We start from the raw sequence: 24,227 nt of genomic DNA, 5'->3' as shown, positions 1-24,227 counted from the left end.
TAGAACAACTTTTGATGTTTTTCCTTAGCTTGTATACAATTATTTCAAAGAATAGATAAATGCAGAATCAACAATGAAAATTAAAATTCTAATTTTTTTATTATCACTCAACGCTTCAATTAGCTATGCAGATATCAACGATGATGAGATTCAAGCCATAGAAGATTTAACTGATCAAGTATTAGCAACCAAAAATCTTGCCAAACTTGAACCACAGATTAAGGCTCAAATCCAGAAAGCCCAACCCAATGTGCAAAAACTGTTAAAAGCCAAAGACATTGAATATAACGATTCTGTCTATTTACACAACTATGCGATTCTGACTTCAGGATATGCTGAATATTTGCTTGAACAACACTGCACCACGCTCTCTCAGCCTTTTCAAGAACTTACTGAGCAGGCGTATTTTGCGTTAAAAAAACGTGATCCTAAAGATACAATCGCAATCAATAATTTAGGGTTATTCTATGCACAAATGTCGGTGTACTATCGAAAAAACATAGACCCAACGCCACGTCTAAACTATTTGCTAAAGGCTGAACAATTATTTGAGACCTTAATGAAGTTGCAACCAGACAATGAGGAGTATGAGAAAAATTATTATGCGGTACTCAGTGACAAACTGATGCTGTTACAGAAATATCATCATGATCAGAATGAGCAAAAACGCCTCATCAATATACTTAAAAAGCCTTTATTTCACTATTTATCTGATCCCAATCAAGCTTTCGATGCTGGAAATTTTATTATTTTAGCGCAACAGTATTTTAAATATCTCAATCGTGAAGATCCGAACCTTGCTGAAAAATGGTTACGTGATAATCAGGCTAAAATTGAAGCTGTAGTGAATATGAATCGTAAGCAAACTCAACGAGAAAAGGAATTCCTCGCTGAATTCTATGCGCTGCTTGGTCAAACGGATCGAGCAATGTCCTACTTAAAGCAATTAGAATTTTCTGATGAGAACAATACAGAACCATCCTCATTTGAAAATGAACCCAATCTTGCCAATTTAAGGCTAAATCCTGAATATCAGAAATGGTTTAAACAATATAAACAGGATTATGCTGCATATCGTAAAGCAATTCCCAAAGTATGTAAGATCAATCAACTTGAAACAATGCAAGATACGTTAGAATAATGCTGTTGGAGACTTAACGAATCAAACCTTGCGGTTGCAGAATAATCACCAAAGCCCCAATGATTACAATACATCCACCAAACAAATCCCAGCGAGTTAAGCTGACTTGATCGACAAATTTCAGCCACATCAGTGCACTAAAGATATAGATACCGCCATATGCGGCATAAATACGCCCTGAAGCAGCCGGGTGCAAGGTTAATAGCCAGACAAATACCGCCAAACTTAAAACGGTAGGTATCCATAACCAATGGCTTTTATTTTGATTCAGAATCAAATAAGGAAAATAACAACCTAAAATTTCTGCAACAGCTGTGAAAAGAAATAATAAAATCGTAGTTAAAATTTTAGTAAATGCAATGTCCATTGATACTCAAAGAATAATCATGAAGTTAGAGTATATGTGATTTTCACGCGAGCTAAGCAATAAAATTTTGAGCATACTAAAACAACTAAGCTTTTATCTATAAATTGTAGTTGTTGTTTGCCTCATCCACAAAAGCATACATTTTTAAAATATGTTGATGAATTTGCCTTGTTTAAAATAGGATAAAATATCAGCATCTACATTTTTTGGTTTTTTATGGATGAAAATAAATCATTTCGTGTTTAATTTCTTCATTTTCCTCTGGCTTAGCCAAAATGTAGATGCTGCAACACTGAGTCTTCCCCTGTGGCCCAATAGCGCGACACTGGCACCATCCAGTGAACAATATACGCTAATTAAGCATGGTGCTATTGAGCATATCATCGCTCCTCAACTGCGCGTATATCCCCCCAAACAGAGCAATCATATCGCTATTTTAGTCATTAGTGGTGGGGGTTATGCCAGAGAGGAATTGGCCAAAGAAAGCACGCCAACTGCACAGTTTTTACAAGAACAGGGATTTACCGTATTTGAATTAATCTACCGCTTACCTAATCAGGATGGCAATAATCTGCTTGCGCCCTTTCAAGATGGCCAAAGAGCCCTGCGTATCATTCGTTATCATGCACATCAATTCAACATTGATCCAGACAAAATTGGTGTACTGGGTTTCTCCGCAGGTGGGCATTTAGCTGGAATCATTGCGACACAATGGCAACAACAATTTTCGAGTTTAAATGATCCGATTGATCAAATTTCCGCTCGGCCTAATTTTGTGGCATTACTTTATCCAATCATTAGTATGCAAGCGCCGCTAGATCATACCCATGCTTATAAAAGCTTATTTGGCTCAAAACATGATTTAGCCAAACAAATCTTGTTTTCTGTTGATTTACAAGTCAAACAGAATACGCCTCCAACCTTTTTAGCCCATGCCATTGATGATCCGATTTCATCTGTTCAGAATAGTCTCAATATGCAAACCGCTTTGCAGCAACACAAGATCACTTATAAATTACATCTTTTCAAAAATGGTGGACATGGTTGGGGCTTAGGCAAAGCCAATACTGAAACAACGCAATGGCCGACATTATTCTTAGCTTGGCTAAAGAAAATTGATATTTTATAAGCTTATCATTCAGAAAAAATAACCCGCAATCAATGCGGGTTATTATAAAGCTCATTTACAACTATGCTGGTTCAGCAGTCTGATCTTCAAAGACTTCTAATGTAAGCCCTACCGCCTTACCATTTTCTTTCTTCACAGAAACAGCAACATTACCACCATGATCTGCAAGCTCACCAAATAGAATCATCTCAGCAAGTGGTTTCTTCAAATGTTCTTGAATCAAACGTTGCATTGGGCGAGCACCCATTAAACGATCATAGCCATTCTCAGCCATCCAATCGCGAGCAGATTGATCAACTTCCAGTACCACTTTTTTATCATCTAACTGCGCTTGCAGTTCGGTTAAGAATTTATCAACGACAGACTCAATCACTGTGGTAGGCAATGCTTTAAACTGAATTACACCATCTAAACGATTGCGGAATTCTGGTGCAAATGCACGTTTCATCGCTTCCTGATTGTCATTACTATTGTCTTGCTCAGTAAAACCGATACTGTTACGAGAAATACTTTCAGCACCGATATTGGTAGTCAATACAATAATCACATTACGGAAATCAGACTTACGCCCATTGTTATCGGTTAAAGCACCATGATCCATGACTTGTAATAACAAGTTAAAGACATCTGGATGTGCTTTTTCAATTTCATCTAATAACAAGACACAGTGCGGATTCTTATGAATCGCGTCAGTCAGTAAACCACCTTGATCATAACCAACATAACCTGGAGGCGCACCAATCAAACGAGAAACCGCATGACGTTCCATATATTCAGACATATCGAAACGAACAAGCTCTACACCCAGCAATTTTGCCAGTTGCTTGGTCACTTCTGTTTTACCAACACCTGTAGGCCCTGCAAAAACAAAACTACCCACTGGTTTATCTGGCGCTTTCAACCCTGCACGTGACAGTTTAATCGCAGAAGCCAAAGCTGTAATCGCTTCATCTTGACCAAATACCACACGTTTAAGATCACGCTCTAGATATTCAAGTACCGATTTATCATCTTTAGATACTGTTTTTGGCGGGATACGTGCAATCTTCGAAATAATATCTTCGATATTTTCAACTGTAATCAAGGTATCATCTTGTTCAGCTTTTAAACGACGTTGTGCACCAGCTTCATCAATCACATCAATCGCCTTATCTGGCAAGAAACGATCATTAATAAACTTAGCAGACAACTCAACCGCTGAAACTAGCGCAGTATCTTCATATTTAACATGATGGAAATCTTCAAACTTGCTTTTCAAACCACGCAAAATATCAATTGTCTCTGAAATAGAAGGCTCATTCACATCAATTTTTTGGAAACGACGTGATAGTGCATGATCTTTTTCAAATACTTGGCGATATTCTTGGAAAGTGGTTGAACCAATACAACGTAAACTACCATTCGCCAATGCAGGTTTGATTAAATTCGATGCATCCATGGTACTGCCCATACTTGAGCCAGCACCAATGATCATATGAATTTCATCAATAAATAAAATTGCTTCTGGTTTCTTTTTCAAAGCATTGAGAAGCTGTTTCAAGCGTTTTTCAAAGTCACCACGGTATTTTGTACCTGCAACCAATGCACCAATGTCTAAACTAAACACTTCAGCAGTCGCAAGTGGTTTAGGTGCTTTACCATTCACAATCAACCATGCCAGACCTTCAGCAATCGATGTTTTACCCACACCAGGATCACCCACAAGCAATGGGTTATTTTTACGTCGACGGCAAAGAATTTGAGCAGTTCGTTCAATTTCTTTTTCACGCCCGATTAAAGGATCAGTTTTGCCTTTTTGCGCTTCAATATTCAAATTCAAAGTATAAAGTTCAAGTGGTCCAGCATTTGCTGAAGCATTTGATTCACCTTCTAAATCATCAGATTCTTCTTCAACTTGAATTTCTTCTTTACGCGCACCGTGTGACAAATATTGGGTTAAAGTCAAACGATTGATTTGATGTCGTTTTAGTAAATAAACGGCAAAAGAATCTCGCTCAGAGTACATCGCAACCAGTACATCTGCACCCTCTACTGTGCGATCACCGCCACTTGACTGAACGTGGAAAATTGCACGTTGTAAGATACGGTCAAAACTTTCAGTTGGATGAGGGGCTTGGTCGTTGTTTTCTCCTAGTTTAGGGGTATGTTGTTCTACATACTCCTCTAACTCTTTGCGCAAACTGATAATTTCAGCACCGCATGCTTTTAAGGCATTTACCGCTGAATCGTTATCAAGTAAAGCCAATAATAAATGTTCAACCGTAAGAAACTCATGTCTCTTTTGACGAGCCATGCTAACAGCCAAACGGAGTGAAACTTCTAATTGACGACTGAGCATGAAACCCCCTTATTCTTTTGGCTCAATCTGACAAAGCAATGGATGACCTTGAGATCGAGCGTAGTTATTAACTTGGTTGGCTTTAGTCTCCGCAATGTCTCTTGGATAAACACCAGCTTCACCTTTTCCTTCATAATGTACTGTTAACATTACTTGAGTGGCTTGGTCAAGATTCAAAGCAAAGTATTGTTGTAAAATTTCAATAACAAAGTCCATCGGAGTGTAATCATCGTTCAATAAAACGACAGAATACATCGGTGGTCGCTTCACTTCAGGTGGTGCAGTTTGTACTGCAACATCTGCTTGATCATGGTCTGGATGGTTTGGATCTTCTGAATTACTTATACGAATACTCAAGTGCCAATCTATAAATCCTGAATCACGGAATGATGATTTCACTTCATTTAAACTCATTTGACGTTTATTAGTTCGCATATTTTTCAAAATACTTATGATTTATTGAGAATTAGCCGCAGCTTGAGGAACCTCTGCAGCAAACGCTGCTGCACTGTCTACAGCTTGCCCACGTGACCAACTAAAGCGTTTAACCACTGGCGTGGCACCATTTAGGCGGATTTCGATAAATTGTGGATTAAAGCCCTTAGGCATGGTCCAACGTCCAGTTAAGCGCTCATAATCAGTAAAATTATAATTCGCATCTGCCATTGGCACTGTTAACACCTCAGTACCGCTAATCAAACGAATTTCAACAGAACCCGTCGCACGTCTTGGACTAACTTGAATAAGATCAAGCTGATATTCATAAGCGTTTTCTGGTAATGGCTTAACCGCCAAATTTTGAATGGTTAAACTCAAACCGCCACGTTGTTTTAACACTTCACGATAAATCGCACTCATCACATCAACTTGTGATTTTTCAGCATTGGCTTTGTTCAATGACTCTAACAGATCGTTAGAATTCGAAACAGCCACGTCTCGTTCCTGTACAGCAGCATTTAGGCTTTTATTTAAATTAGCCAGCGTTGTTTTTTGTTGCTTCACAACTTCTACCAACTGTTCTGCATCTGCATCAAAACCGACTACCGTTAGCCCTTGGCGATGTCCAACCGTATAACCTAAAAGTACACTGCCAGCACATAATACAACCCCACCGATCACCAAAGGCATATTCCCTTTTAAAAAAGGCTTTTTCGGTGCTTGAGCTGGTTGTGACGCGGTATTTGTTTCTGTGTTCTGCATCATCATCTCTAAGTATTATTGATAGAATCAAAACACACATTTAACCGCAAAGTTATATGTGTGTGAAGCCATAAAGCGTTTTTTATGGTAATAATCCGATACCTTGTAAACCAGCATCTTCAGCAAAACCAAACATTAAGTTCATATTTTGTACAGCCTGTCCTGCCGCACCTTTGACTAAATTGTCTTGAACAGACAAAACAATTAACTTGTTCGGATGCGGTTTATACAGTGCAATTCTGAGTTGGTTTGCACCACGGACAGAACGTGTTTCTGGTGAACTATTTGCAGGCATTACGTCTACAAATATTTCATTTGCATAAAATTTTTCATAAAGACTTTGTAAATCTGCTGCTGCACCTTGCTCTGTCAAATCAACATAGATTGTACTGAACATACCACGAATCATCGGAACCAAATGCGGTACAAAAAGAATCTGATCAAATACATTTTTTTGACCCGAAATATTTTCTAATGCTTCTACAATTTCAGGATGATGACGATGTCCAGCAACGCCATAGGCTTTAAAATTATCTGCATTTTCAGAATAAATCATGCCTAGACTAGCTTTACGCCCTGCACCTGATACACCCGATTTCGCATCAATGATAATACTTTCTGGTTTAACCAATGTTTCAGCTTGCTTAAAAAGTGGCGCTAATCCCAACTGAACAGTTGTTGGGTAACAACCCGGGTTACCGACAACATTGGCATTTTTAATTTGTTCACGATTAAGTTCAGATAAACCATAAACAGAGTCTTTCAGTATCTCTGGGCAGGCATGCTGCATCCCATACCATTTTTCAAACTGTGCTAAATTCTGCAAGCGAAAATCAGCAGCTAAATCGATAACTTTGCTATTTGCTGCCAAAAGTTGTTGTGCATGCTGCATTGCCACACCATGTGGGGTCGCAAAAAACACAACATCACATTTTTTTAATTCATCAATGTTTAAATCTGAATACTTAAGCTCGGTGTGCCCACGTAAGCTTGGAAACATATCATCTACACGGCGACCATCTTCGGTACGTGATGTCAGTACATTCACTTGAACATTCGGATGTCGTAGTAAAAGACGCAACAATTCAACGCCTGTATAACCTGTTCCACCGACAATACCCACTGAAATCACGTTTTTTACCTCGATTTAAAAGTATCCATTTTGTAGTGCTGTAGTATGACAGGAAGTTGATGCTTTCTAAACTATTTTACTGGGTTTTTATGATATTTTAGCATTATGATAAAGTTAAATTCACATAAGTTCGATTAATGAATCTTGCGCAATACAGTTGCGCCCTCTACGTTTGGCAACATACAAAAGTTTGTCAGCAGCTTCTATACCACTCGCTAAATTACGATGTCGTACTTGTGTTAAGCCAAAGCTGGCTGTCAATAAGATCTGTTGAGTTAAAAATTGCTCAGTTTCAATAGCAGTCCGCATACGCTCAGCAATTTTATAGGCATAACTTAGATCTTTAACTTGTAATAAAACAATAAACTCTTCACCACCAAAACGCCCCACTAAGTCCTTTTCACCGACATGCTGACTAACAAGACGACCTACGCTTTGCAAAATCTGATCACCGACCAGATGCCCATGGGTATCATTAATTTTCTTAAAATGATCGACATCACACATCAACAAAAAATATTGTTTTTCTGGCAAATCGATTAAATTGATTTTAGCAGCATCATAAAATCCACGGCGATTGAGTAAATGTGTTAATGGATCTCTAGAACGTTCATCATTTAATTTCAAAATAATATCTCGTACTAATGTTCCCAAAAGTACGATCGCAAACCACATGCTCAGGATAATGCTGGCAGCAAGCATCATTAACCACCATGCTGAATTTACCAGCATACTGGCTTCAATATTTTTCAAAAATAAGAAAATAATAATGACGCGGACAAAAGTATATAAAACAATAAAAAGGTAAGAATAATCGACCAGCTTATTTAACCAATCACTTTGCTTATCATCTTTAAAAATAGATACTAAAACTAAGGATTCAACTGTGGCAATGCTCAGGTTTAAAATTAGCATTCGCATCCATAGCTGTTCATCAACAAAAGAATAGTAGACCAGCAGACATATTGTGATGAGGATCAAAATGAAAGCCACTAAAGTGTGCGCACTGGCTTTCTTTCTCAATGCCATAGTATATGCACTAGCCCATGCACCAAATAGGTATAAACCACCAACAATAGGTGCAGAGAGTGTTAACTGTTGGTTAGACATAAAACTTTGTGCAGCTAAAGCAAAAGACGGCACGATATATCCAAGACCCAACCAAAATAAATAACTAGGTGCTTTAAAAAAATAATGGCAGATCAAAAGTAAACTGCCCATTAATATCAGGCAGATCGGTACAATCAAAATAAAGTAATGAGTATCTGCAAAATTCACGTCTGATATCTTTATGATAAGAAATAGGAAATATTGGCAAGTCGCCAAGTTTAGTGTATTTTTTAATTCACTCCCAACTTATGCTTAAAATAATCAGACTATTTTGTAATTTAACTGTTTTTATTAAGAAATACTTTTAAGGCATTATACCCTTACTTAAAATTTATGATGATAAATACACAAATAAACATGTAATTTAATGATATCGCCTATAAAATCATCAAATTAAACCTCTAAAAAAAAATGATAAACAAACCTTTTCATTTTAATTCTCGTTTTTGGCATAAAAGACTATTCAAACAAATTCAAAGAAACGGTCTTGTCTTGCTAAATGATTTATGCATAATAATTTAGAGTAATTACTCTAAAATCAACAAAAGGACGCATTGGTCATGATTGGATCACGAGCGTGGATGAATACAAGTAATGGAAAACTTAGCTTTAAAGAAAAAACTCAGCTTATCAAACAAGTTCTCATCCCTGCCACACTGAACTATGGCAAAACTTTTCTAAAAGCGAATCATGATTCAACTTCATTTACATTGAATAGTTTTCAGATTCCTGACACAGCAATTGTCAAAGAAGCGATGAACGAATTAGAACAAACAGCCTCTCAAGCGATCATCAATCATTCTTGGCGGAGCTATTTTTGGGCTGTTGCTATCGCCCACACCAAACAATGGCAATTTGATCAAGAAAGTCTTGTTATTTCATGTTTGATGCATGATTTAGGACTGGTTAATCATTTAGATCAATATGCATGTCAATGTTTTAACTTTGAAAGTGCCTTAAGAGCTGAAACACTCTGTAGCAAACACCATTATCCCGAAGACAAAATGGTTAATATTTCAAATGCGATTTGTTTACATATGAATGGCAGTTTAGATGAAAGTGATCACAGTCTTTCTAAAGAAGTGCTATTACTACAAAAAGCCACTTCCTGTGATGTAATTGGGACTGATCTCTACTTATTTTCAAACAGTTTTAAAAACCAAATTTTAAACCAATATCCACGGGTACATTTTAATTCAGAAATGCGTAAACTTATCTCAATTGAAGCAAAAAGAAACCCTCAATCACGGACTGCTTTAATGCACAAACTCGGACTTTCAAACATGATTCAAATGAATATTTTTAAGGACTAAATCATGAAAAATACCTCTTTTACCCAAAAGAATATTAATTTTGGGCAATATCCAATTCTAGTCGATATTTATTCAAACCCTGAAAACAGCCATAGTGTTATCTTGCTGGCTGCGCTAGGCATAGCAATCAGTAAATACGAGGTGCTTATTACCGCTTTAAGCCAAAGTGGCTTGAATGTTATTGTGGCTGATTATCCCCATTGTGGGCGTAATACTCCGCCTGTTTCAGCAAAGATTGATTATGGTTATGCTGATTTACTCAATGACTTTATTCCTCAACTGGAAAAGCTGGCCTTAGAACTGAACCAACAAGTTCCAATCTTATTTGGACATAGTTTAGGTGGACATTTAGCAACACTTTATGCACAAAATCATGCAAATAAAGTCATTGGTGTTGCCACAGGCAATATCGGTTTAAAAAATTGGGACTTAAAAGGTAAAATCAATATTTTAAAAGCAGTCACGGTAATCAATGCCATGATTTTAAAAGATGGTTATTTTGCAGGCTATAAAATTGCTTTTGGGAATAAAGAGACAAAATCCTTAATGCGTGATTGGTCTAAAGTTATCTTTACAGGAAATTATGCACATATTATTGGGCAAGAAAACGTGGTGAATAACGCTGCCTTATTTGTCTATTTAAATGGCGATGATTTTGCACCAATGTCTTCAATGCTTGGCCTAAGTGGTTATTTTAAAAAACCACAAATAAACACGCTGGATTTAACCCATAAAAGCAAAGGCAATCAACATAGTGCATGGATTAAACAGCCTGATGAAGTCGTCGAAACAATTCGGGAATGGATCGATGGTTTTACTGAATAAGTTTTGCTTTTGACATCAATATATATCCACCTTCTTCACTTACTCCAGTGCTGATTGCTTTCCAGCCATGACCTAAATAAAAAGACAAAGCTTGTTTATTTTCTGATAAACATTTGAGATAGCCTGTACCCGTAAACAATTGTTCTGCTGCGTGTAGCAATGCTGCTCCTACACCTTGATTTTGAGCATTTGGGGCAATAAATAGATGATGTAAAAAGTTCTCTTGCAGGTAAATAGATGTAAATCCCAAATATTCTTGGTCTTTTTCAGCCACTAAAATCATTTCATTTTCAGTGTATTTTTCAAAATCACTCAGCCCCCATTTCGAAGAATCCAACCACGGCCAACTTAATTTTCTGGTATTTAAAAAAAGTTCACTCAATGGTGCTCGGTCATGATTTTGAAAAGATCTGATGTGCATCGCTGTACCTCCATTAAAGTCCCTATAACCTTAGCTTATTTAAGCCAGCCTTATCTAATCTAGTGTTATTGCTCTTTCCCCAATCACCTCAACAATTCGTAATAAATAACCATCTGGATCTTGAACTAAAAATTGCTTTTGTCCATGCTCTATAGTTTCTGCACGGTACCAACGTTCTTCTAACGCTGCAAACAGCGGCCATTGTGCGACATCCAAACGATTTAAAATACTGTCGAGTTGGTCTACTTCGAACTGAAAGTTAATCCCTCTTCCCAATGGGTAGGCCAATACTCCTGTTAACCATTGCCCTTGTTGTTGTTGCTCCAACATAAACTGAACTCCATCAAGTTCCACATAGATAAATTTTTCTTCAGTCCGTTGATACATTACAGAAAAACCCAGTATTTCCACCCAAAATTGATAACTTCTCTTCAAATCGGTGACGATCAATTCTGGAACCAATTTATTCCACTGCATTTAAAAATCCTACTTAATTCATTAATTTTTAATATTCAATATGTTGTAAAACATTTACAACCTTTCCAAATGGATCTTTGACATAGAATCGCCTAACACCCCAGTCTTCATTGGTTAACGGATAGAGAATGTCTAAATCTAATTTTTTGGCTTTTTCATAAAGTTCATCCACATTGTCAACTTCGATTGAAAAATCGGGTACATCTGTATTATTTCCCCCTTCCGAAGCAATACTGATTTGTGGATGCATGATTTCCTGACTGGCAAATGTTTTGATCCAGCCATGATCCATCACCAAGTCCATCGCTAAAAAATCACCATAAAAAGCTTGGGCACTGGCTAAATCTAAAGCTTTAATATTACTTATGATTCTTTTTACAGTCATACGCTTTTCCTCATTTTTTATTTTAATGCAATCTAGAAATTTACTTATTTTATTACGCCCACCACCAAGGCATTACACTACTTTTTAAAACTTTACGATGCTGCTGATAGTGTTGATCATGCTTTTCAACTTCAGACCAAAAAGCAGCGCTATGATCAAAATGTTTGGTATGTGCCAATTCATGTACACAGACATAACGGGTAATTTGTTGATCACATAAAACCAATGCACTATTGAGCATAATATCATGACGGGCTGTACAACTTCCCCAACGCGTTTTCGGGTGTCGAACAGCACACTGTCCAAATTTCAAACGGGTTTCACCACTGACTTGCTTTAAATAGATTGGTAAATAATGCTTTGCATAAGCAATCACAAAAGCTTTTAAATAGCTTTCAGGCTGACGCTCGCTGATAAATAACTGATGCTTTTGCTCATCTAAAATATAGCTATTTTTTTGAGTTTTATAAATAATTTCTAAGGGCTGCTTTAAATTAAACAGTTGCAAGCTTGTCGGTAATATCTGATCAACTTGCTGTATTTTTTCCTGCTGTTTATGCCATGTCTCAATCATCCATTGTTCAGACTCGTGTAAAAAATGCTGAATCTGACGTTGGGTACAATATTTGGGCACAGTTAGGCGAATCTGCGTGGGTTCAACACGTAAACGTAAACGTGTTGCCCGAGCATGATGTGTGATTTTTATTTCAGGAAGATTTGCCATCTTAATACGCTTATTTTTAGAATCTCCCCCAACGCTTACTTAAAAAAGGTAGGTAGTAAACCTCGTCTTTACTCAAGCAGAAGTTAGGGGAAATTTTTCTTATCCTGCGGTACGCTCTTCAATACCATCATTGGTGGCGACTACAGCAACATCAGCTTTATTGATCGCAAAAATGCCATTACACACTACACCAGGAATATCGTTAATGGTTTTTTCGACCTCTAATGCATTCAAAATATTTAAGTTATACACATCTAGAATGACATTACCATTATCCGTTACTACACCTTCACGATAAACTGGGTCACCACCTAAAGATACGATTTTACGCGCAACTGCTGAACGTGCCATAGGAATCACTTCGATAGGCAATGGAAATTCACGGCCTAATTGATCGACCCATTTCGAGTCATCAACAATACATACAAACTTTTTCGCAATAGATGCCACGATTTTTTCACGTGTGAGTGCAGCACCACCGCCTTTAATCATATGTAAATGACGATCAATTTCATCAGCACCATCTACATACGCATCTAAACCACCAACATGGTTCATATCAACCACTTCAATGCCTAATTTCTTAAGACGTTGAGCTGTTGCTTCTGAACTGGCTACGGCTGCTTCAAGTTGTAACTGAGGTAATAATTCAATTAAGAAGTTCACTGTACTACCAGTACCGACTCCCAAAATGCCCCCTCTTGGTAAGTGTTTTAAAGCGGCTTGGGCTGCAGCTTGTTTTTTCTCGTCCTGGGTTGCATAAAGGCTCATGACATCTCTCAATAAAATTTCAATTTCCTGCACATTTTGCATAATTTTAAAACGCAAAGGTACAACGGTTTGTTACAATGAGCGCTCATTTTAAACTGTTAGATGGAAAATTAACATGCTGTCTCGTTTGGTTCGACAAATATTACAGGCAACGGTGTATGACGTTGCAATCGAAACCCCACTCGAAGCAGCGCCACGAATTAGTGAAAAACTAAACAATAACATTCGCTTTAAACGAGAAGATTTACAACCTGTCTTTTCCTTCAAACTACGCGGTGCGTATAACCGTATTAGTCAATTACCGAAATCTCAGTTGGAACGTGGCGTTATTACTGCTTCAGCAGGTAACCATGCTCAAGGCGTGGCTTTATCTGGTCAAAAGTTAGGTATTCGCGCCATTATTGTGATGCCGAAAACCACCCCTGACATTAAAGTTCAAGCAGTAAAGCGTTTGGGTGGTGATGTTGTGCTTCACGGCGACTCATTTGATGTTGCTAACAAATATGCCATTCAACGTGCAAATGACGAAGGTTTAACCTTTATTCCGCCTTATGACGATGAACTGGTTATGGCCGGCCAAGGTACAATTGCCAATGAAATATTGCGTCAATGGCGTGATGTTGAATATGTATTTGTTGCTGTGGGCGGTGGTGGTTTAATTGCTGGTGTAGCAGCATATCTTGGTGATGTTGCCCCGCATGTCAAAGTTATTCCTGTCGAATATGATGAATCTGCATGTTTAAAAGCAGCATTTGAAGCCAATCAACGTGTAGTACTCCCTTCTGTAGGCTTATTTGCAGATGGTACAGCCGTTGCTCAAATCGGTGAAAAGCCATTTGAAGTCATTCAACTACAAAAATCTGATAACTCAGGTCCAATTGTTGAACGTGATGTGGTACTGGTCAATACAGATGAAATTTGTACGGCAATTAAAGACACTTATGATGAATGTCGTAGTATTGTTGAACCATCAGGTGCTATGGCGCTCGCAGGTATTAAAAAATACGTCACGGCACACGGTCTTGAAGGCAAAAACATGGTGTCGATTGTTTGCGGTGCCAATATGAACTTTGACCGTTTACGTTATATTGCTGAACGTACCGAACTTGGTGAACGTAAAGAAGCCATTTTTGCAGTGACCATTCCAGAAGAAAAAGGTTCTTTCCTGAATTTCTGTCGTGCTTTGCAAGGGCGTAATATTACTGAGTTTAACTACCGTGCCAGTGATGCATCTGCCGCTCAAGTCTTTGTCGGTATTAGCTTAAAGGCTGGTGAAAAAGAACGCCATGATATCTATGAAGCAATGAAATTACATTATGATGTCGATGATTTATCGGATGATGAAGTTGCAAAATTGCATATCCGTTATTTGATTGGTGGTCATGCCGATATTGCCAATGAACGTTTGTTCCGTGTTGAGTTTCCAGAACGCCCAGGTGCTTTATTAACATTCTTAGAGCGTCTTGGTCCAACCCATAACATTAGCCTATTCCATTATCGTAATCACGGTGCAGCAGAAGGACGTGTTTTGGTTGGCTTGGATGCAGAAGATGCGGTACAGAACCCAGATGGACTGATTGAGACGTTGGAAAATATCAATTACCCATATCAAGAAATTACCAATAACTTAGGTTATCAACGTTTCTTAAAATAGAAAGAGCTTCAAAATAGAAATAGCCTATAAATTTTTTATGGGCTATTTTTTATAAAACGTAACTCACGTATAATGAGCAAAACTTTAAACAGGTCAAAATAATGAAAACATGGACAAAGTTTATTTTTATTCCTTTTGCAACCTATCTACTGATAAATACACTGGTATTTGTGGTTGGCTATACCCCGTCTAAAGTTTTTTCTATCATGACTTTATTCGCTTTGCTTAGTATGTTGTTTTTAATTTCAATCCCTCAATATCTTATGCTACGTCTTGCACCTAAAGCACCGTACATATCTACCCTAAGCTACGTGTTCATCTTAGGCGGACTGATCTCATTGGCGAGATCATATCTACTAAATCACAATTTCAATCAACTCGATCTCTCCATTTTTGCAGTACTTCTATTCAGTACTTTACTCACAATGGGGTTTTACTTTTTCTTTCAAGATCCACGTTTTAAAGTGAAATACACAACTACACAGAATTTAAAGCCTTTATAAAAAAGATGGAGCGATGCACCCCAAACAAAGTGCATCGTAAAAATCTAAAAATTAAACTTAATAAACTGCCATATTTAAATCACCATCATCATTAAATGCGTCATTAAAAGCATCCACAATCTGATTTAATTGTTGCTCATCTTGTGTGGGCACAAGCATCCAATACGGATTTTCACGATATATAACCAATAAAGAAAGCTGATACTGATTTGCAACCAGTTTAATTTGATCAAAAATGATTTCTTCTGTTTGTTGCATTGCGTCCATTTGATCACCTAATGAAACATCATCATCTTCATCGTATTGATCAAATACTTCAGCTATTGCGACTTCGATTTCATTTTGCAATTGCTCAGCATCAATATTGTGCTGGTTAAAGTAGAAATCGTTTTCAATTCCATTGTCATAATATTCTTTTAATTCAATATAATGCAGGAAATCATGTTGTTGATTCATCCATTCACTAAAACTATAAAATTCAGTATCTTGAGGAATTTGTTGTGCATTTAGCTCGGGAATTAAATATTGAAGTAATGAATATATTTTCTGTGACATGGATATCTCTCTATTTTATTATCAATATGTTGAATTAACTGCAAAAAACTAAGTCGATCTTGAACAGTCAAATAATGCGTAATGTTCTATACTGACATCTTCATTATGAAATTGTTTATTAAAACACTTGCAGAACTTTTCAATTTTATATTCATGATTCGGTACGATCAACCAATAATAATCTTCAGCATAAATCAGCAACAGTTCATGATCATGTTGTCTGGCCTGTTTTAATATTTCCTCGAATACAACATCATAAACCTGATCTTGAACATTGTAATAGCGTCCAATAACATCTTTGTGTACTTCATAATGGTCAAATAAAGGCTTCGCTCTTTCACGAATTTGAGTTTGAATTCCCAAGCTATCGACTGCATATTCATGAAAAACCGCACAACGCTCAATCTCATTTTCATGAAATTGCATACGATCAATTTTCATTAAATATCCACGAAATCGCCCACCAAACTTTTCAGCTTCAATCCAATTGAGAAACTCGACAAAACGTTTACGATGTTTCTTTTTGGGAATATCTCTTTGCTCCAACGCTGGGAACCAATGTTGGAGAATTTTAAAAATTTTCTTATCATCCATTTTTTTATCATCCATTTTTATTCTTGAATCGAAAGCTCAATCTTGGCTTTGCATTTTTAAATTTCAAAGCAATGATATCGGATCAATTTTAAGTTTTTATGACATAAATCTGGTTTTATTTACATTTATCGCTTTTTATTCTCAGTTTGTAGATTGGCGTTGCAATACTTTAAAGATAAAATATATAAAAATTGAATATGATCATACCAACACAAAATCAGTGTCGGGATAAGGACTTTGTAGAATGGCGCAATTTGCTGTCATCGGTTTAGGCAGTTTTGGTGAAGCAGTTGCACTAGAACTCACCAACTTAAATCACGATGTAATAGGTATTGATACATTAAAGAAAAATGTAGAAAACATTGCCGATAAAATCAGTCATGCAGTTATTGCAGATGCTACCGATGAACATGTGTTAGATGAACTGAATATCAAAAATTGTGATGCCGTGGTGGTTGCCATTGGTGAAGATATTGAAGCCAGTATTCTATGCGTATTGCATTTAAAAAATTTGGGTATCGAAAAAATCTTTGTAAAAGCCAAATCTAAATCACATCATATGATTTTGTCTCATTTAGGCATTACAAAAATCATTCACCCTGAAGAAGACATGGGGATTCGTGTTGCGCAATCACTCAGTTATCCGATGGTGAGACGTTATATGGCGTTAAATAATGATCGCTATATCGTCAAAATTGAAATAGGTGCAAATTTACAAGGCGCACAATTTCAAACGGTCATGGAAAACACCCCCGAACTTACAACCTTGTTATTACAACGCGGTTCACATGTACTGTATGATATTGCACCGGGGACGATTTTACAGGAAAAGGATATTTTAATTCTTGAAGGTCCTGTAGAAATGTTAAGACAATTTTCGATTCGTTTCTTATAGTTATAACTATGCGTTTATCTAAAAAAGAACTAATCAACAAAAAACATAATAGTATTAATCTCAGTCCACCGAGCTTACTTGCTTTAGGTTTTTTAAGCTTTATTATCATCGGAACATTGTTACTTAAACTTCCCTTTGCTAATCAAGGCAATTTGACATGGCTAGAGGCCCTGTTTACTGCCACGTCTGCTGTAACCATTACTGGGCTTTCTGTCGTCAATATTGGCGACTCCTTAACCACCTTCGGTCAAGTTGTGGTGATGATACTGATCCAGTGCGGTGGCTTAGGCTTTATGACCTTTGCGATCTTAGCTGCTTTGAGTCTTTCCTCAAAAGTTGGTATTCGACAGCAAGTCATGGCACAGGAAACCATTGGTCAAACCAGTTTGGCCAAAGCGACCTTTACAGTAAAAGGGGTTTTTCTTTACTCATTGTTCTTTGAAGCGATTGGTACAGGGATTCTAACCATGGCATGGTCACATCACTATGACCTTGAACATGCATTTTTCTACGCACTGTTTTATAGTATTTCAGCGTTTAACAATGGCGGGTTTTCTTTATTCCCCAATAGCTTAATGAGCTTCTCTGACCAGTATATGGTGACATTTACCATCAGTATGCTGTATATCATCGGTGGGATTGGTTTTGTTGTGTTGATGGATATTAAAAGAGCCAAGCGCTGGAAGAAACTCTCCACCAATAGTAAGTTAATTCTGTCTACAATTGCGGGCTTAAACCTTTTTGCCTTTATTGTTATTTGGGCAATAGAAGCATCCAATCCTTTAACACTGGCTCCGATGTCTGTTGGTGATCAAGCTTTAAACGCGTGGTTCCATGCCACTGTACCTCGTTCATCAGGTTTTAACAGCTTGGAAGTCAGCAGCATGACCAATGCATCAACCTTAATTACCATGGTATTGATGTTTATTGGTGGTGGTTCTTTAAGTACTGCTGGTGGAATTAAAGTCGGCACATTTATTATTATGATTTTAAGTGTCATTACCTTCTTAAAACGTTCAGATGAAATTACCATTTTTGGGCATTCTGTTTCTCATCAGGCGACCTTTAAGGCAATGGCGGTCATTTCAATTACTTCACTGCTGATCCTGATTGGCTTTTTTACCCTACTGATCCTTGAGCCTGATAAAAAGTTTTTAGACTTATTATTTGAAGCCGTTTCTGCAGCTTGTACTGTCGGCTTATCACGTGGAATTACTGAAAATTTACATGCTGGCAGCCAAATCGCTTTAATTTGTCTAATGTTTGCTGGACGCTTAGGACCACTAACACTGGCTTATTTGATTGCTACACCGAATAAAAGTCGTGTTCGTCATCCAAATACTGAAATTCAGGTGGGTTAATTGTTTTTAGTCATCAGACGAATACAACTTAAATAGCTTTGTGGGATCATTTTAATCTTATCGCATATATCTAATATAGGCTGAGACTCCTTAAATAGATTGCTCAGACAATCCTTGCAAAATGCAACTGATGACAATATCCCCCATAAAAAAAGCGATCTTATCAATGATAGGATCGCTTTTTTACATCTTTCTAAGGATGATTATTCTACTTCTAACTCACTATTGCCTTTAATCAAACGATGCTCTGACTGCAAATATTCATCTGATTGCATTTCGAGTAAACGAGAGCGTGTACGTTCAATTTCGAAAGCTAGCTTCTCTCCGTCATAAATCTCAATAATCGAGTCTTGAGATGTCAGTAACAGTTTTACGCCACGGTCATAAAACTCATCTACCAGATAAATAAAACGACGTGTACCTTCTGACAGCAAATCAGTTAAGTGCGGAACATTACTCACCAAAACAGTATTATAGATATTGGCAATTTCAATAAAGTCCGATGGGCTACGCGGTTTCATACAGAGTTCTCTAAACTCACACCACAATACATCTTCTGTATGGCCTAAAGTTTCAACAACACGGTTATTAATCGTAATTGGTTCTTCTGACACTGTCTGCGATGTGGTTAATGCATTAAAACGCTTTGCCATCCAGACTTTATTGTCATCTGTCAGTGGCGATTTAAACAATTGCGCTTGTTTTAATACCCGTAAACGATAGTCAACACCCGCATCAACATTCAATACCACACAATGTTTTTTTACCATTTCAATCGTTGGAATAAAACGATCACGATGGATTCCATTTTTATATAAACCATCTGGGGCAATATTTGATGTGGCAATCAAGGTAATGCCACGGGTAAATAATTTTTGGAATAAATCACTGAGAATCATTGCATCAGTTACATTCGATACAAAGAACTCATCAAAACAAATCACCACAGCTTCTTTATAAATTTGATCTGCAACGATATCTAAAGGATTACGCTGTCCAGAAAGCTTGTTTAACTCTTTATGCACAAATTGCATAAAGTGATGGAAATGCATACGGGTTTTACGGCGAAAAGGAATCGAATCGTAAAATTGATCCATGAGCCATGTCTTTCCACGCCCTACACCGCCCCACATATATACACCTCTCGGTGCAGTTTGACGGCGGAAACGACGAAAAGCTTTTTTCGATGCTTTATAACGATTGATCAATTCTTGCCATACCCGCTCCAACTCATGTACTGCTTGAGCCTGAGCATCATCTGGTAAAAACTGTCCAGATGACAATGCTTTTGCATAACGCTCAGCGGGTGATACGGGAGTAAATGCTGTTGAAGTTGTATTCTGATCTAACATATCATTTTGTTACTTTTAAAGGCTAAAGGAAGTATATCGAATATTCATTTTTGATAAATAAAACTTTGGGATAATTCTAACTCTATATCTCATATCAGCACTACCTGTTTATTTACCATATTGACGCGGGCTTTGCCCAAACCAACGTTTAAAAGCATGATTAAATGCAGCGGGTTCTGAGTAGCCGAGTAATTCCGCAATCACCTCAATTGAATATTCCTTATATTCAATCAATCGCAAAGCTTTGTGCTTAATCAGCTGTTCCCGAATTTGTTTATAGCTGGTATTTAATTGCTGCAACTGATGGCGTAAGGTTCTTTCAGGCACATTCAACGCCTGAGCCACTTCGGCCATCGAGGGAATAATCCCTTGCTGCAATTCCAAATAATCATTTACCCGTTGAATCAACGGTGCAATTTTCTGTTCTTCAGCATTTAATCGCTCGATTTCAGCAATACACTTGGCTTCGTAAACCCGATGTGTAATCGGATCTGCAGATGGAATCGGCAGTTGCATCACATCTTCATTGATCCAAAAAGCGGCTTTTTCACAATTAAAATGTAAATCTGAACCATAATAATCATGATATTGCTTTAATACAGTTAAATCCTGAGGCTGCTGAAAGGGTAACTCGATTCTTACGTTGGGCGCTGTAAGTCCCATCATTTTATAAATATCATCCAGAAATTTATAAGTTCCAGAGATTTCACATTGCGCTCTCAACAAACCCATTTCTGTTTCTAAATCTACAGGCTTGTAGGTTAATGCGACTTGATGATCGCCTTTCTCAAGCCCTAAGACACCGTATAAATAGGTTAAACCCTGATAATGCACACCATTTTGAATCGCATCACCAACATTACTACATGTCACCAAGAGCATAAGCAACGGGCCATAGCCCGCTAAAGAATAATGCTGGCCGATAAACAAACCTGTTTCTGGCTGTACACCCTGCCCAATCACTTTTTGTATATCCCACTCTAAGCTGGGATGAATGATAGAGCTGGGATCAAGTGCATCTGCTTTGATCCCTATACTTGCAAGTCGTGAATCTACATCGATTCCAGCATTACGCATACCATGAATTAAATACATTAAACCGAGAATCGAGCGTTTCATTGGATCATCATTTGATTTCTACCCAAACTTTGTACTACAAAGTCGGTTTTTTGCAAATTGCCGAATATATCAATTTTTGTGTCAGTGCAATCATATTTCAAGCGCTGCATTTCCGATATTCTATGCAAAACTGGAAAAGTCAGAGCGAACAAAAATGAGTACAGCCCCTACGACTGAAGTAAAAACTCAATCAACGCAAGTTGCAATTATTGGATCTGGATTTGGTGGTTTAGCCATGGCGATCCGCCTATTGCAAGCCAATATTCATGATTTTATCATTTTAGAAAAAGCAGATGATGTTGGTGGTACATGGCGTGAGAACCAGTACCCAGGTGCGGCTTGTGATGTTCAATCACATATGTACTCGCTTTCTTTTGCACCTAAAACGGATTGGTCAAAACGCTATGCCGAAGCGCCTGAAATTTTTGACTATATTCAAGATTTAATTCAGCAATTCAATTTAAAGAAATACATCCAATTTAATCAAGAAGTGGTGTCTACACGTTATGATGAGCACAATTTCAATTGGCATTTAACACTAAAAAGTGGACAAAAAATTGAGGCTCAATTTGTTATTTTTGCATCAGGGCCATTGCATGTACCACAGATTCCTAAAATTAAAGGGATTGAAAAATTCAAAGGTGAGGTTTTTCATTCTTCTCACTGGAAACATGATTATAATTTAAATCAAAAAAATGTAGCATCCATTGGTACTGGTGGTAGTGCAATTCAATATATTCCTGAAATTGCTGCAAAAGTTCACAATCTTTATGTATTTCAAAGAACCCCTGCTTGGGTGATTCCTCGTGATGAACGCGCCTATAATGCGCTTGATAAAAAACTATTTAGTCGCTTTGAATGGTTTAGAAAATTACACCGCGCTCGCTTGTACTGGTCAAATGAATCACGTGTCGTCCCCATTGTAAAACCACAAATCATGAAATATGGTCAAAAACTTGCTGAAGCTTATATAAAATTCCAAGTTAAAGACAAAGAAGTCGCCAGAAAACTGACCCCTGACTATATTATGGGCTGTAAGCGTATTCTGATTTCCAACAAATACTTTCCAACATTTAATCGTAAAAATGTCGAATTAATCACCGATGGCATTCAGGAAATTACAGAAAATAGCATCATCACTAAAGATGGCAAAGAACGTCAAATTGATTGTTTAATTTATGGTACTGGTTTTATTACAGACCCACGCATCTATTTAAAATCATTCGATTGTTATGGCGAACACGGTGTTGAATTAAAAACGGCATGGAAAGACGGTGCAGAAAGTTTTTATGGGATCAGCACCAAAGGCTTTCCTAATCTATTTCAATTGCTTGGTCCAAATACCGTACTGGGGCATAACTCTGTAATTTTCATGATTGAGTCTCAGGTAAATTATATTTTGCAATTGATTCAAATGGTTGCAAAAACACAGACGCAAGCGGTAGCGGTAAAAGCTGAAGTACAAGATCAATTTAATGAAAATGTACAGCAACAGCTTGCAGGCACGGTATGGCAATCAGGCTGTGTCAGTTGGTACCAACAAGATGGTGGTAAAAACTTTGCATTATGGCCAACCTATACCTGGAAATTTTGGCTTAACACCCGCAAAGTAAACCCAGCAGATTTTCGCTTATTAGGCCGTGAGCAAAGTGCCAAGCAAAAATCAAAAGCTGCATAAACTTGCTTGATATTCTTCTATAAATTTTCAACCGCTTTTCTGCGCTTCGACTATAATAGATAGGTATCCATTGCCTATCTATTTTTTCATGCAATCACTTTGGCTTATTTTCCAACTTTTATTTTGTTTATGTTTAGGGTTTATTTTAGCCCGCAGAATTCCACAATCCATTGAAAAAATAGCTTTTAAAATACTGCCTTATTTTACCTATATTCTTTTAATTGCGATTGCAATGGAGTTTTCTCAAACAATTCATAATATTGCCAGCCCTGCACAGATTCTCACCAGTTCAATCACAATTGCATTCACCACATCAATGGGTGCATTTTTTTGTTGTTATCTAGTATTTACAGCGATTGGCTACAAACCATCACAAGGTAAAGTTTCTGCTGAATTATTGATGGGTTCATTACTCAACATCAGCTATGCATTTATTGCACTGGCTGTAGGTTATGGCTTAGCAGAGTTGGCCCACCTTTTCCATGTTCCACTGCATGTCAGCACATGGAATTTACTTTTAGTTTACATGTTACTGATCGGCTTGGATCTGGCTTACTCGCCACTGGATCGTTCTTGGTTAAACTGGAAAATTATGCTGGTACCGATTGCCTGCGTGATTGGCTCACTATTGGGTGCTGTTGCGGCATTTTTCTTGATTCAAGACATCAGTATGAAAGATTTAATCATGCTATCGCAAGGTTACGGCTTCTATTCGATGACAGGGATTGTGGTGACTGAATTAAAGAATGCTCATCTAGGAAGTATTGCGTTAATGAACGATTTATTTAGGGAGATTTTTGCCATTTTATTTATGTATATGATTGGATGGCGTTATCCACGTTCAGCAATTTCTTCTGCTGGTGCAACCGCAATGGATGTCACCTTACCTATGGTGAAACAAGCTTGCGGCAATGATTATATTCCACATGCAATGGTCAGTGGCTTTGTTCTGTCGGTATTGGCGCCAATTGCGGTAAGTGTTCTGGCTGCACTTTAAAATTAAGCGCTGAATGTGGCATCCATCGTGCTTTATCTGACAAAATAGTAATACTGATCAATAGAATCACTGGAATAAAAAGTTTTTTAATTTTTTGAAGGAAAGATCTAGTAGCGCAGGTACACTACAGTGTATACACAGCAATTTTTATTATATAAATCAAAGAAATCACCCTCTTGATCAACT

At 37.4% G+C, this 24,227-nt stretch carries 25 protein-coding genes; 10 read left to right on the top strand and 15 right to left on the bottom strand.

Features of this window, described 5'->3' with window-relative positions:
• Window positions 1–73: 73 nt before the first annotated feature.
• On the top strand, window positions 74–1,141 hold the full coding sequence (locus AC07U8_RS09730) for a hypothetical protein (protein ID WP_494737770.1): 1,068 nt from the start codon (window positions 74–76) through the stop codon (window positions 1,139–1,141).
• A gap of 13 nt (window positions 1,142–1,154) precedes the next feature.
• On the opposite strand, the gene AC07U8_RS09725 is transcribed toward AC07U8_RS09730, so the two are convergent.
• The gene (locus AC07U8_RS09725) at window positions 1,155–1,508 is read right to left on the bottom strand and encodes a YnfA family protein (protein ID WP_151803110.1); all 354 of its coding nucleotides are present in this window, start codon (window positions 1,506–1,508) and stop codon (window positions 1,155–1,157) included.
• Between the two features lie 220 nt (window positions 1,509–1,728).
• Here AC07U8_RS09725 and AC07U8_RS09720 point away from each other — a divergent pair, with 220 nt between their 5' ends.
• On the top strand, window positions 1,729–2,637 hold the full coding sequence (locus AC07U8_RS09720; protein ID WP_494737769.1) for an alpha/beta hydrolase: 909 nt from the start codon (window positions 1,729–1,731) through the stop codon (window positions 2,635–2,637).
• Between the two features lie 61 nt (window positions 2,638–2,698).
• On the opposite strand, the gene clpA is transcribed toward AC07U8_RS09720, so the two are convergent.
• From clpA to AC07U8_RS09695, 5 genes are all read right to left on the bottom strand, one after another.
• Complete coding sequence (gene clpA / locus AC07U8_RS09715; RefSeq protein ID WP_004720735.1) at window positions 2,699–4,975, bottom strand: ATP-dependent Clp protease ATP-binding subunit ClpA; 2,277 nt, start codon at window positions 4,973–4,975, stop codon at window positions 2,699–2,701.
• 9 nt (window positions 4,976–4,984) lie between these two features.
• Window positions 4,985–5,410: an ATP-dependent Clp protease adapter ClpS gene (gene clpS / locus AC07U8_RS09710; protein ID WP_004720737.1), complete on the bottom strand. Its 426-nt coding sequence runs from the start codon at window positions 5,408–5,410 to the stop codon at window positions 4,985–4,987.
• A 21-nt stretch (window positions 5,411–5,431) separates the two neighbouring features.
• Window positions 5,432–6,175: a DUF6776 family protein gene (locus AC07U8_RS09705; RefSeq protein WP_004720739.1), complete on the bottom strand. Its 744-nt coding sequence runs from the start codon at window positions 6,173–6,175 to the stop codon at window positions 5,432–5,434.
• Window positions 6,176–6,257: 82 nt separating this feature from the next.
• Window positions 6,258–7,307, bottom strand: a complete 1,050-nt coding sequence (gene argC, locus AC07U8_RS09700; protein ID WP_034610273.1) for an N-acetyl-gamma-glutamyl-phosphate reductase — start codon at window positions 7,305–7,307, stop codon at window positions 6,258–6,260.
• A 120-nt stretch (window positions 7,308–7,427) separates the two neighbouring features.
• A complete protein-coding gene (locus AC07U8_RS09695) occupies window positions 7,428–8,528 on the bottom strand; it encodes a GGDEF domain-containing protein (RefSeq protein WP_494738592.1) in 1,101 nt (366 codons plus the stop codon).
• Between the two features lie 449 nt (window positions 8,529–8,977).
• On the opposite strand from AC07U8_RS09695, the gene AC07U8_RS09690 reads away from it, so the two are divergent.
• A complete protein-coding gene (locus AC07U8_RS09690; protein WP_494737768.1) occupies window positions 8,978–9,730 on the top strand; it encodes an HD domain-containing protein in 753 nt (250 codons plus the stop codon).
• A gap of 3 nt (window positions 9,731–9,733) precedes the next feature.
• Window positions 9,734–10,555: an alpha/beta fold hydrolase gene (locus AC07U8_RS09685; RefSeq protein WP_494737767.1), complete on the top strand. Its 822-nt coding sequence runs from the start codon at window positions 9,734–9,736 to the stop codon at window positions 10,553–10,555.
• Here AC07U8_RS09685 and AC07U8_RS09680 read toward each other — a convergent pair.
• The 5 genes from AC07U8_RS09680 to rpiA all read right to left on the bottom strand — a co-directional run bounded on the left by AC07U8_RS09680 (window position 10,545) and on the right by rpiA (window position 13,333).
• Window positions 10,545–10,976, bottom strand: coding sequence for a GNAT family N-acetyltransferase (locus AC07U8_RS09680; protein WP_154129751.1), 432 nt, complete (start codon window positions 10,974–10,976; stop codon window positions 10,545–10,547). The two genes, AC07U8_RS09685 and AC07U8_RS09680, sit on opposite strands and share 11 nt — an antisense overlap.
• A 54-nt stretch (window positions 10,977–11,030) precedes the next feature.
• Window positions 11,031–11,453, bottom strand: a complete 423-nt coding sequence (locus AC07U8_RS09675) for a bleomycin resistance protein (RefSeq protein ID WP_154129752.1) — start codon at window positions 11,451–11,453, stop codon at window positions 11,031–11,033.
• A 28-nt stretch (window positions 11,454–11,481) separates the two neighbouring features.
• The gene (locus tag AC07U8_RS09670; RefSeq protein ID WP_154129753.1) at window positions 11,482–11,838 is read right to left on the bottom strand and encodes a VOC family protein; all 357 of its coding nucleotides are present in this window, start codon (window positions 11,836–11,838) and stop codon (window positions 11,482–11,484) included.
• A gap of 52 nt (window positions 11,839–11,890) precedes the next feature.
• Complete coding sequence (locus tag AC07U8_RS09665; protein WP_494737766.1) at window positions 11,891–12,562, bottom strand: M48 family metallopeptidase; 672 nt, start codon at window positions 12,560–12,562, stop codon at window positions 11,891–11,893.
• A gap of 99 nt (window positions 12,563–12,661) precedes the next feature.
• On the bottom strand, window positions 12,662–13,333 hold the full coding sequence (gene rpiA, locus AC07U8_RS09660; RefSeq protein WP_034610544.1) for a ribose-5-phosphate isomerase RpiA: 672 nt from the start codon (window positions 13,331–13,333) through the stop codon (window positions 12,662–12,664).
• Between the two features lie 115 nt (window positions 13,334–13,448).
• On the opposite strand from rpiA, the gene ilvA reads away from it, so the two are divergent.
• Together ilvA and AC07U8_RS09650 are read left to right on the top strand one after the other, a co-directional pair.
• Window positions 13,449–14,987 (top strand): threonine ammonia-lyase, biosynthetic, encoded by a 1,539-nt coding sequence (gene ilvA / locus AC07U8_RS09655; protein WP_209826240.1) that lies wholly within the window; start codon window positions 13,449–13,451, stop codon window positions 14,985–14,987.
• 101 nt (window positions 14,988–15,088) lie between these two features.
• Entirely contained in the window at window positions 15,089–15,490 is a 402-nt protein-coding gene (locus AC07U8_RS09650; protein WP_494737765.1) for a hypothetical protein, read from the top strand.
• A 57-nt stretch (window positions 15,491–15,547) separates the two neighbouring features.
• On the opposite strand, the gene AC07U8_RS09645 is transcribed toward AC07U8_RS09650, so the two are convergent.
• Window positions 15,548–16,045 carry a hypothetical protein gene (locus AC07U8_RS09645; RefSeq protein WP_494737764.1) on the bottom strand — a complete coding sequence of 166 codons (498 nt, stop codon included), beginning with the start codon at window positions 16,043–16,045 and terminating at the stop codon, window positions 15,548–15,550.
• Between the two features lie 48 nt (window positions 16,046–16,093).
• On the bottom strand, window positions 16,094–16,639 hold the full coding sequence (locus AC07U8_RS09640) for a hypothetical protein (protein ID WP_494738591.1): 546 nt from the start codon (window positions 16,637–16,639) through the stop codon (window positions 16,094–16,096).
• Window positions 16,640–16,883: 244 nt separating this feature from the next.
• Here AC07U8_RS09640 and AC07U8_RS09635 point away from each other — a divergent pair, with 244 nt between their 5' ends.
• A complete protein-coding gene (locus tag AC07U8_RS09635) occupies window positions 16,884–17,534 on the top strand; it encodes a potassium channel family protein (protein WP_004720766.1) in 651 nt (216 codons plus the stop codon).
• 8 nt (window positions 17,535–17,542) lie between these two features.
• On the top strand, window positions 17,543–18,895 hold the full coding sequence (locus tag AC07U8_RS09630; protein WP_004720769.1) for a TrkH family potassium uptake protein: 1,353 nt from the start codon (window positions 17,543–17,545) through the stop codon (window positions 18,893–18,895).
• A 203-nt stretch (window positions 18,896–19,098) separates the two neighbouring features.
• On the opposite strand, the gene zapE is transcribed toward AC07U8_RS09630, so the two are convergent.
• Together zapE and AC07U8_RS09620 are read right to left on the bottom strand one after the other, a co-directional pair.
• A complete protein-coding gene (gene zapE, locus AC07U8_RS09625; protein ID WP_004720770.1) occupies window positions 19,099–20,247 on the bottom strand; it encodes a cell division protein ZapE in 1,149 nt (382 codons plus the stop codon).
• 108 nt (window positions 20,248–20,355) lie between these two features.
• Window positions 20,356–21,366 carry an AraC family transcriptional regulator gene (locus AC07U8_RS09620; protein ID WP_096734022.1) on the bottom strand — a complete coding sequence of 337 codons (1,011 nt, stop codon included), beginning with the start codon at window positions 21,364–21,366 and terminating at the stop codon, window positions 20,356–20,358.
• A gap of 154 nt (window positions 21,367–21,520) precedes the next feature.
• Between AC07U8_RS09620 and AC07U8_RS09615 the strand changes: the two genes are divergently transcribed.
• Together AC07U8_RS09615 and AC07U8_RS09610 are read left to right on the top strand one after the other, a co-directional pair.
• On the top strand, window positions 21,521–23,044 hold the full coding sequence (locus AC07U8_RS09615; RefSeq protein WP_096734021.1) for a flavin-containing monooxygenase: 1,524 nt from the start codon (window positions 21,521–21,523) through the stop codon (window positions 23,042–23,044).
• An 88-nt stretch (window positions 23,045–23,132) separates the two neighbouring features.
• Window positions 23,133–24,041 carry a LysO family transporter gene (locus AC07U8_RS09610; RefSeq protein ID WP_034610237.1) on the top strand — a complete coding sequence of 303 codons (909 nt, stop codon included), beginning with the start codon at window positions 23,133–23,135 and terminating at the stop codon, window positions 24,039–24,041.
• The last annotated feature ends 186 nt before the right edge of the window (window positions 24,042–24,227 follow it).

The sequence above is a fragment of the Acinetobacter sp. GW821-FHT01E09 genome (assembly GCF_059422385.1).
Note: the sequence above shows the minus strand (reverse complement) of the source record. Positions and strands in the feature narration are given on the sequence as shown.

Coding starts and splice junctions, on each gene's coding strand:
- AC07U8_RS09725 (WP_151803110.1), bottom strand. CDS start 1,508: ATGGACATTGCATTTACTAAAATTTTAACTACGATTTTATTATTTCTT.
- AC07U8_RS09705 (WP_004720739.1), bottom strand. CDS start 6,175: ATGCAGAACACAGAAACAAATACCGCGTCACAACCAGCTCAAGCACCG.
- AC07U8_RS09610 (WP_034610237.1), top strand. CDS start 23,133: ATGCAATCACTTTGGCTTATTTTCCAACTTTTATTTTGTTTATGTTTA.
- AC07U8_RS09695 (WP_494738592.1), bottom strand. CDS start 8,528: ATGGGCAGTTTACTTTTGATCTGCCATTATTTTTTTAAAGCACCTAGT.
- AC07U8_RS09690 (WP_494737768.1), top strand. CDS start 8,978: ATGATTGGATCACGAGCGTGGATGAATACAAGTAATGGAAAACTTAGC.
- AC07U8_RS09645 (WP_494737764.1), bottom strand. CDS start 16,045: ATGTCACAGAAAATATATTCATTACTTCAATATTTAATTCCCGAGCTA.
- AC07U8_RS09685 (WP_494737767.1), top strand. CDS start 9,734: ATGAAAAATACCTCTTTTACCCAAAAGAATATTAATTTTGGGCAATAT.
- AC07U8_RS09635 (WP_004720766.1), top strand. CDS start 16,884: ATGGCGCAATTTGCTGTCATCGGTTTAGGCAGTTTTGGTGAAGCAGTT.
- AC07U8_RS09615 (WP_096734021.1), top strand. CDS start 21,521: ATGAGTACAGCCCCTACGACTGAAGTAAAAACTCAATCAACGCAAGTT.
- AC07U8_RS09670 (WP_154129753.1), bottom strand. CDS start 11,838: ATGACTGTAAAAAGAATCATAAGTAATATTAAAGCTTTAGATTTAGCC.
- ilvA (WP_209826240.1), top strand. CDS start 13,449: ATGCTGTCTCGTTTGGTTCGACAAATATTACAGGCAACGGTGTATGAC.
- clpA (WP_004720735.1), bottom strand. CDS start 4,975: ATGCTCAGTCGTCAATTAGAAGTTTCACTCCGTTTGGCTGTTAGCATG.
- AC07U8_RS09650 (WP_494737765.1), top strand. CDS start 15,089: ATGAAAACATGGACAAAGTTTATTTTTATTCCTTTTGCAACCTATCTA.
- AC07U8_RS09675 (WP_154129752.1), bottom strand. CDS start 11,453: ATGCAGTGGAATAAATTGGTTCCAGAATTGATCGTCACCGATTTGAAG.
- AC07U8_RS09680 (WP_154129751.1), bottom strand. CDS start 10,976: ATGCACATCAGATCTTTTCAAAATCATGACCGAGCACCATTGAGTGAA.
- AC07U8_RS09720 (WP_494737769.1), top strand. CDS start 1,729: ATGAAAATAAATCATTTCGTGTTTAATTTCTTCATTTTCCTCTGGCTT.
- AC07U8_RS09730 (WP_494737770.1), top strand. CDS start 74: ATGAAAATTAAAATTCTAATTTTTTTATTATCACTCAACGCTTCAATT.
- AC07U8_RS09630 (WP_004720769.1), top strand. CDS start 17,543: ATGCGTTTATCTAAAAAAGAACTAATCAACAAAAAACATAATAGTATT.
- clpS (WP_004720737.1), bottom strand. CDS start 5,410: ATGCGAACTAATAAACGTCAAATGAGTTTAAATGAAGTGAAATCATCA.
- AC07U8_RS09620 (WP_096734022.1), bottom strand. CDS start 21,366: ATGAAACGCTCGATTCTCGGTTTAATGTATTTAATTCATGGTATGCGT.
- AC07U8_RS09640 (WP_494738591.1), bottom strand. CDS start 16,639: ATGGATGATAAGAAAATTTTTAAAATTCTCCAACATTGGTTCCCAGCG.
- zapE (WP_004720770.1), bottom strand. CDS start 20,247: ATGTTAGATCAGAATACAACTTCAACAGCATTTACTCCCGTATCACCC.
- rpiA (WP_034610544.1), bottom strand. CDS start 13,333: ATGAGCCTTTATGCAACCCAGGACGAGAAAAAACAAGCTGCAGCCCAA.
- AC07U8_RS09665 (WP_494737766.1), bottom strand. CDS start 12,562: ATGGCAAATCTTCCTGAAATAAAAATCACACATCATGCTCGGGCAACA.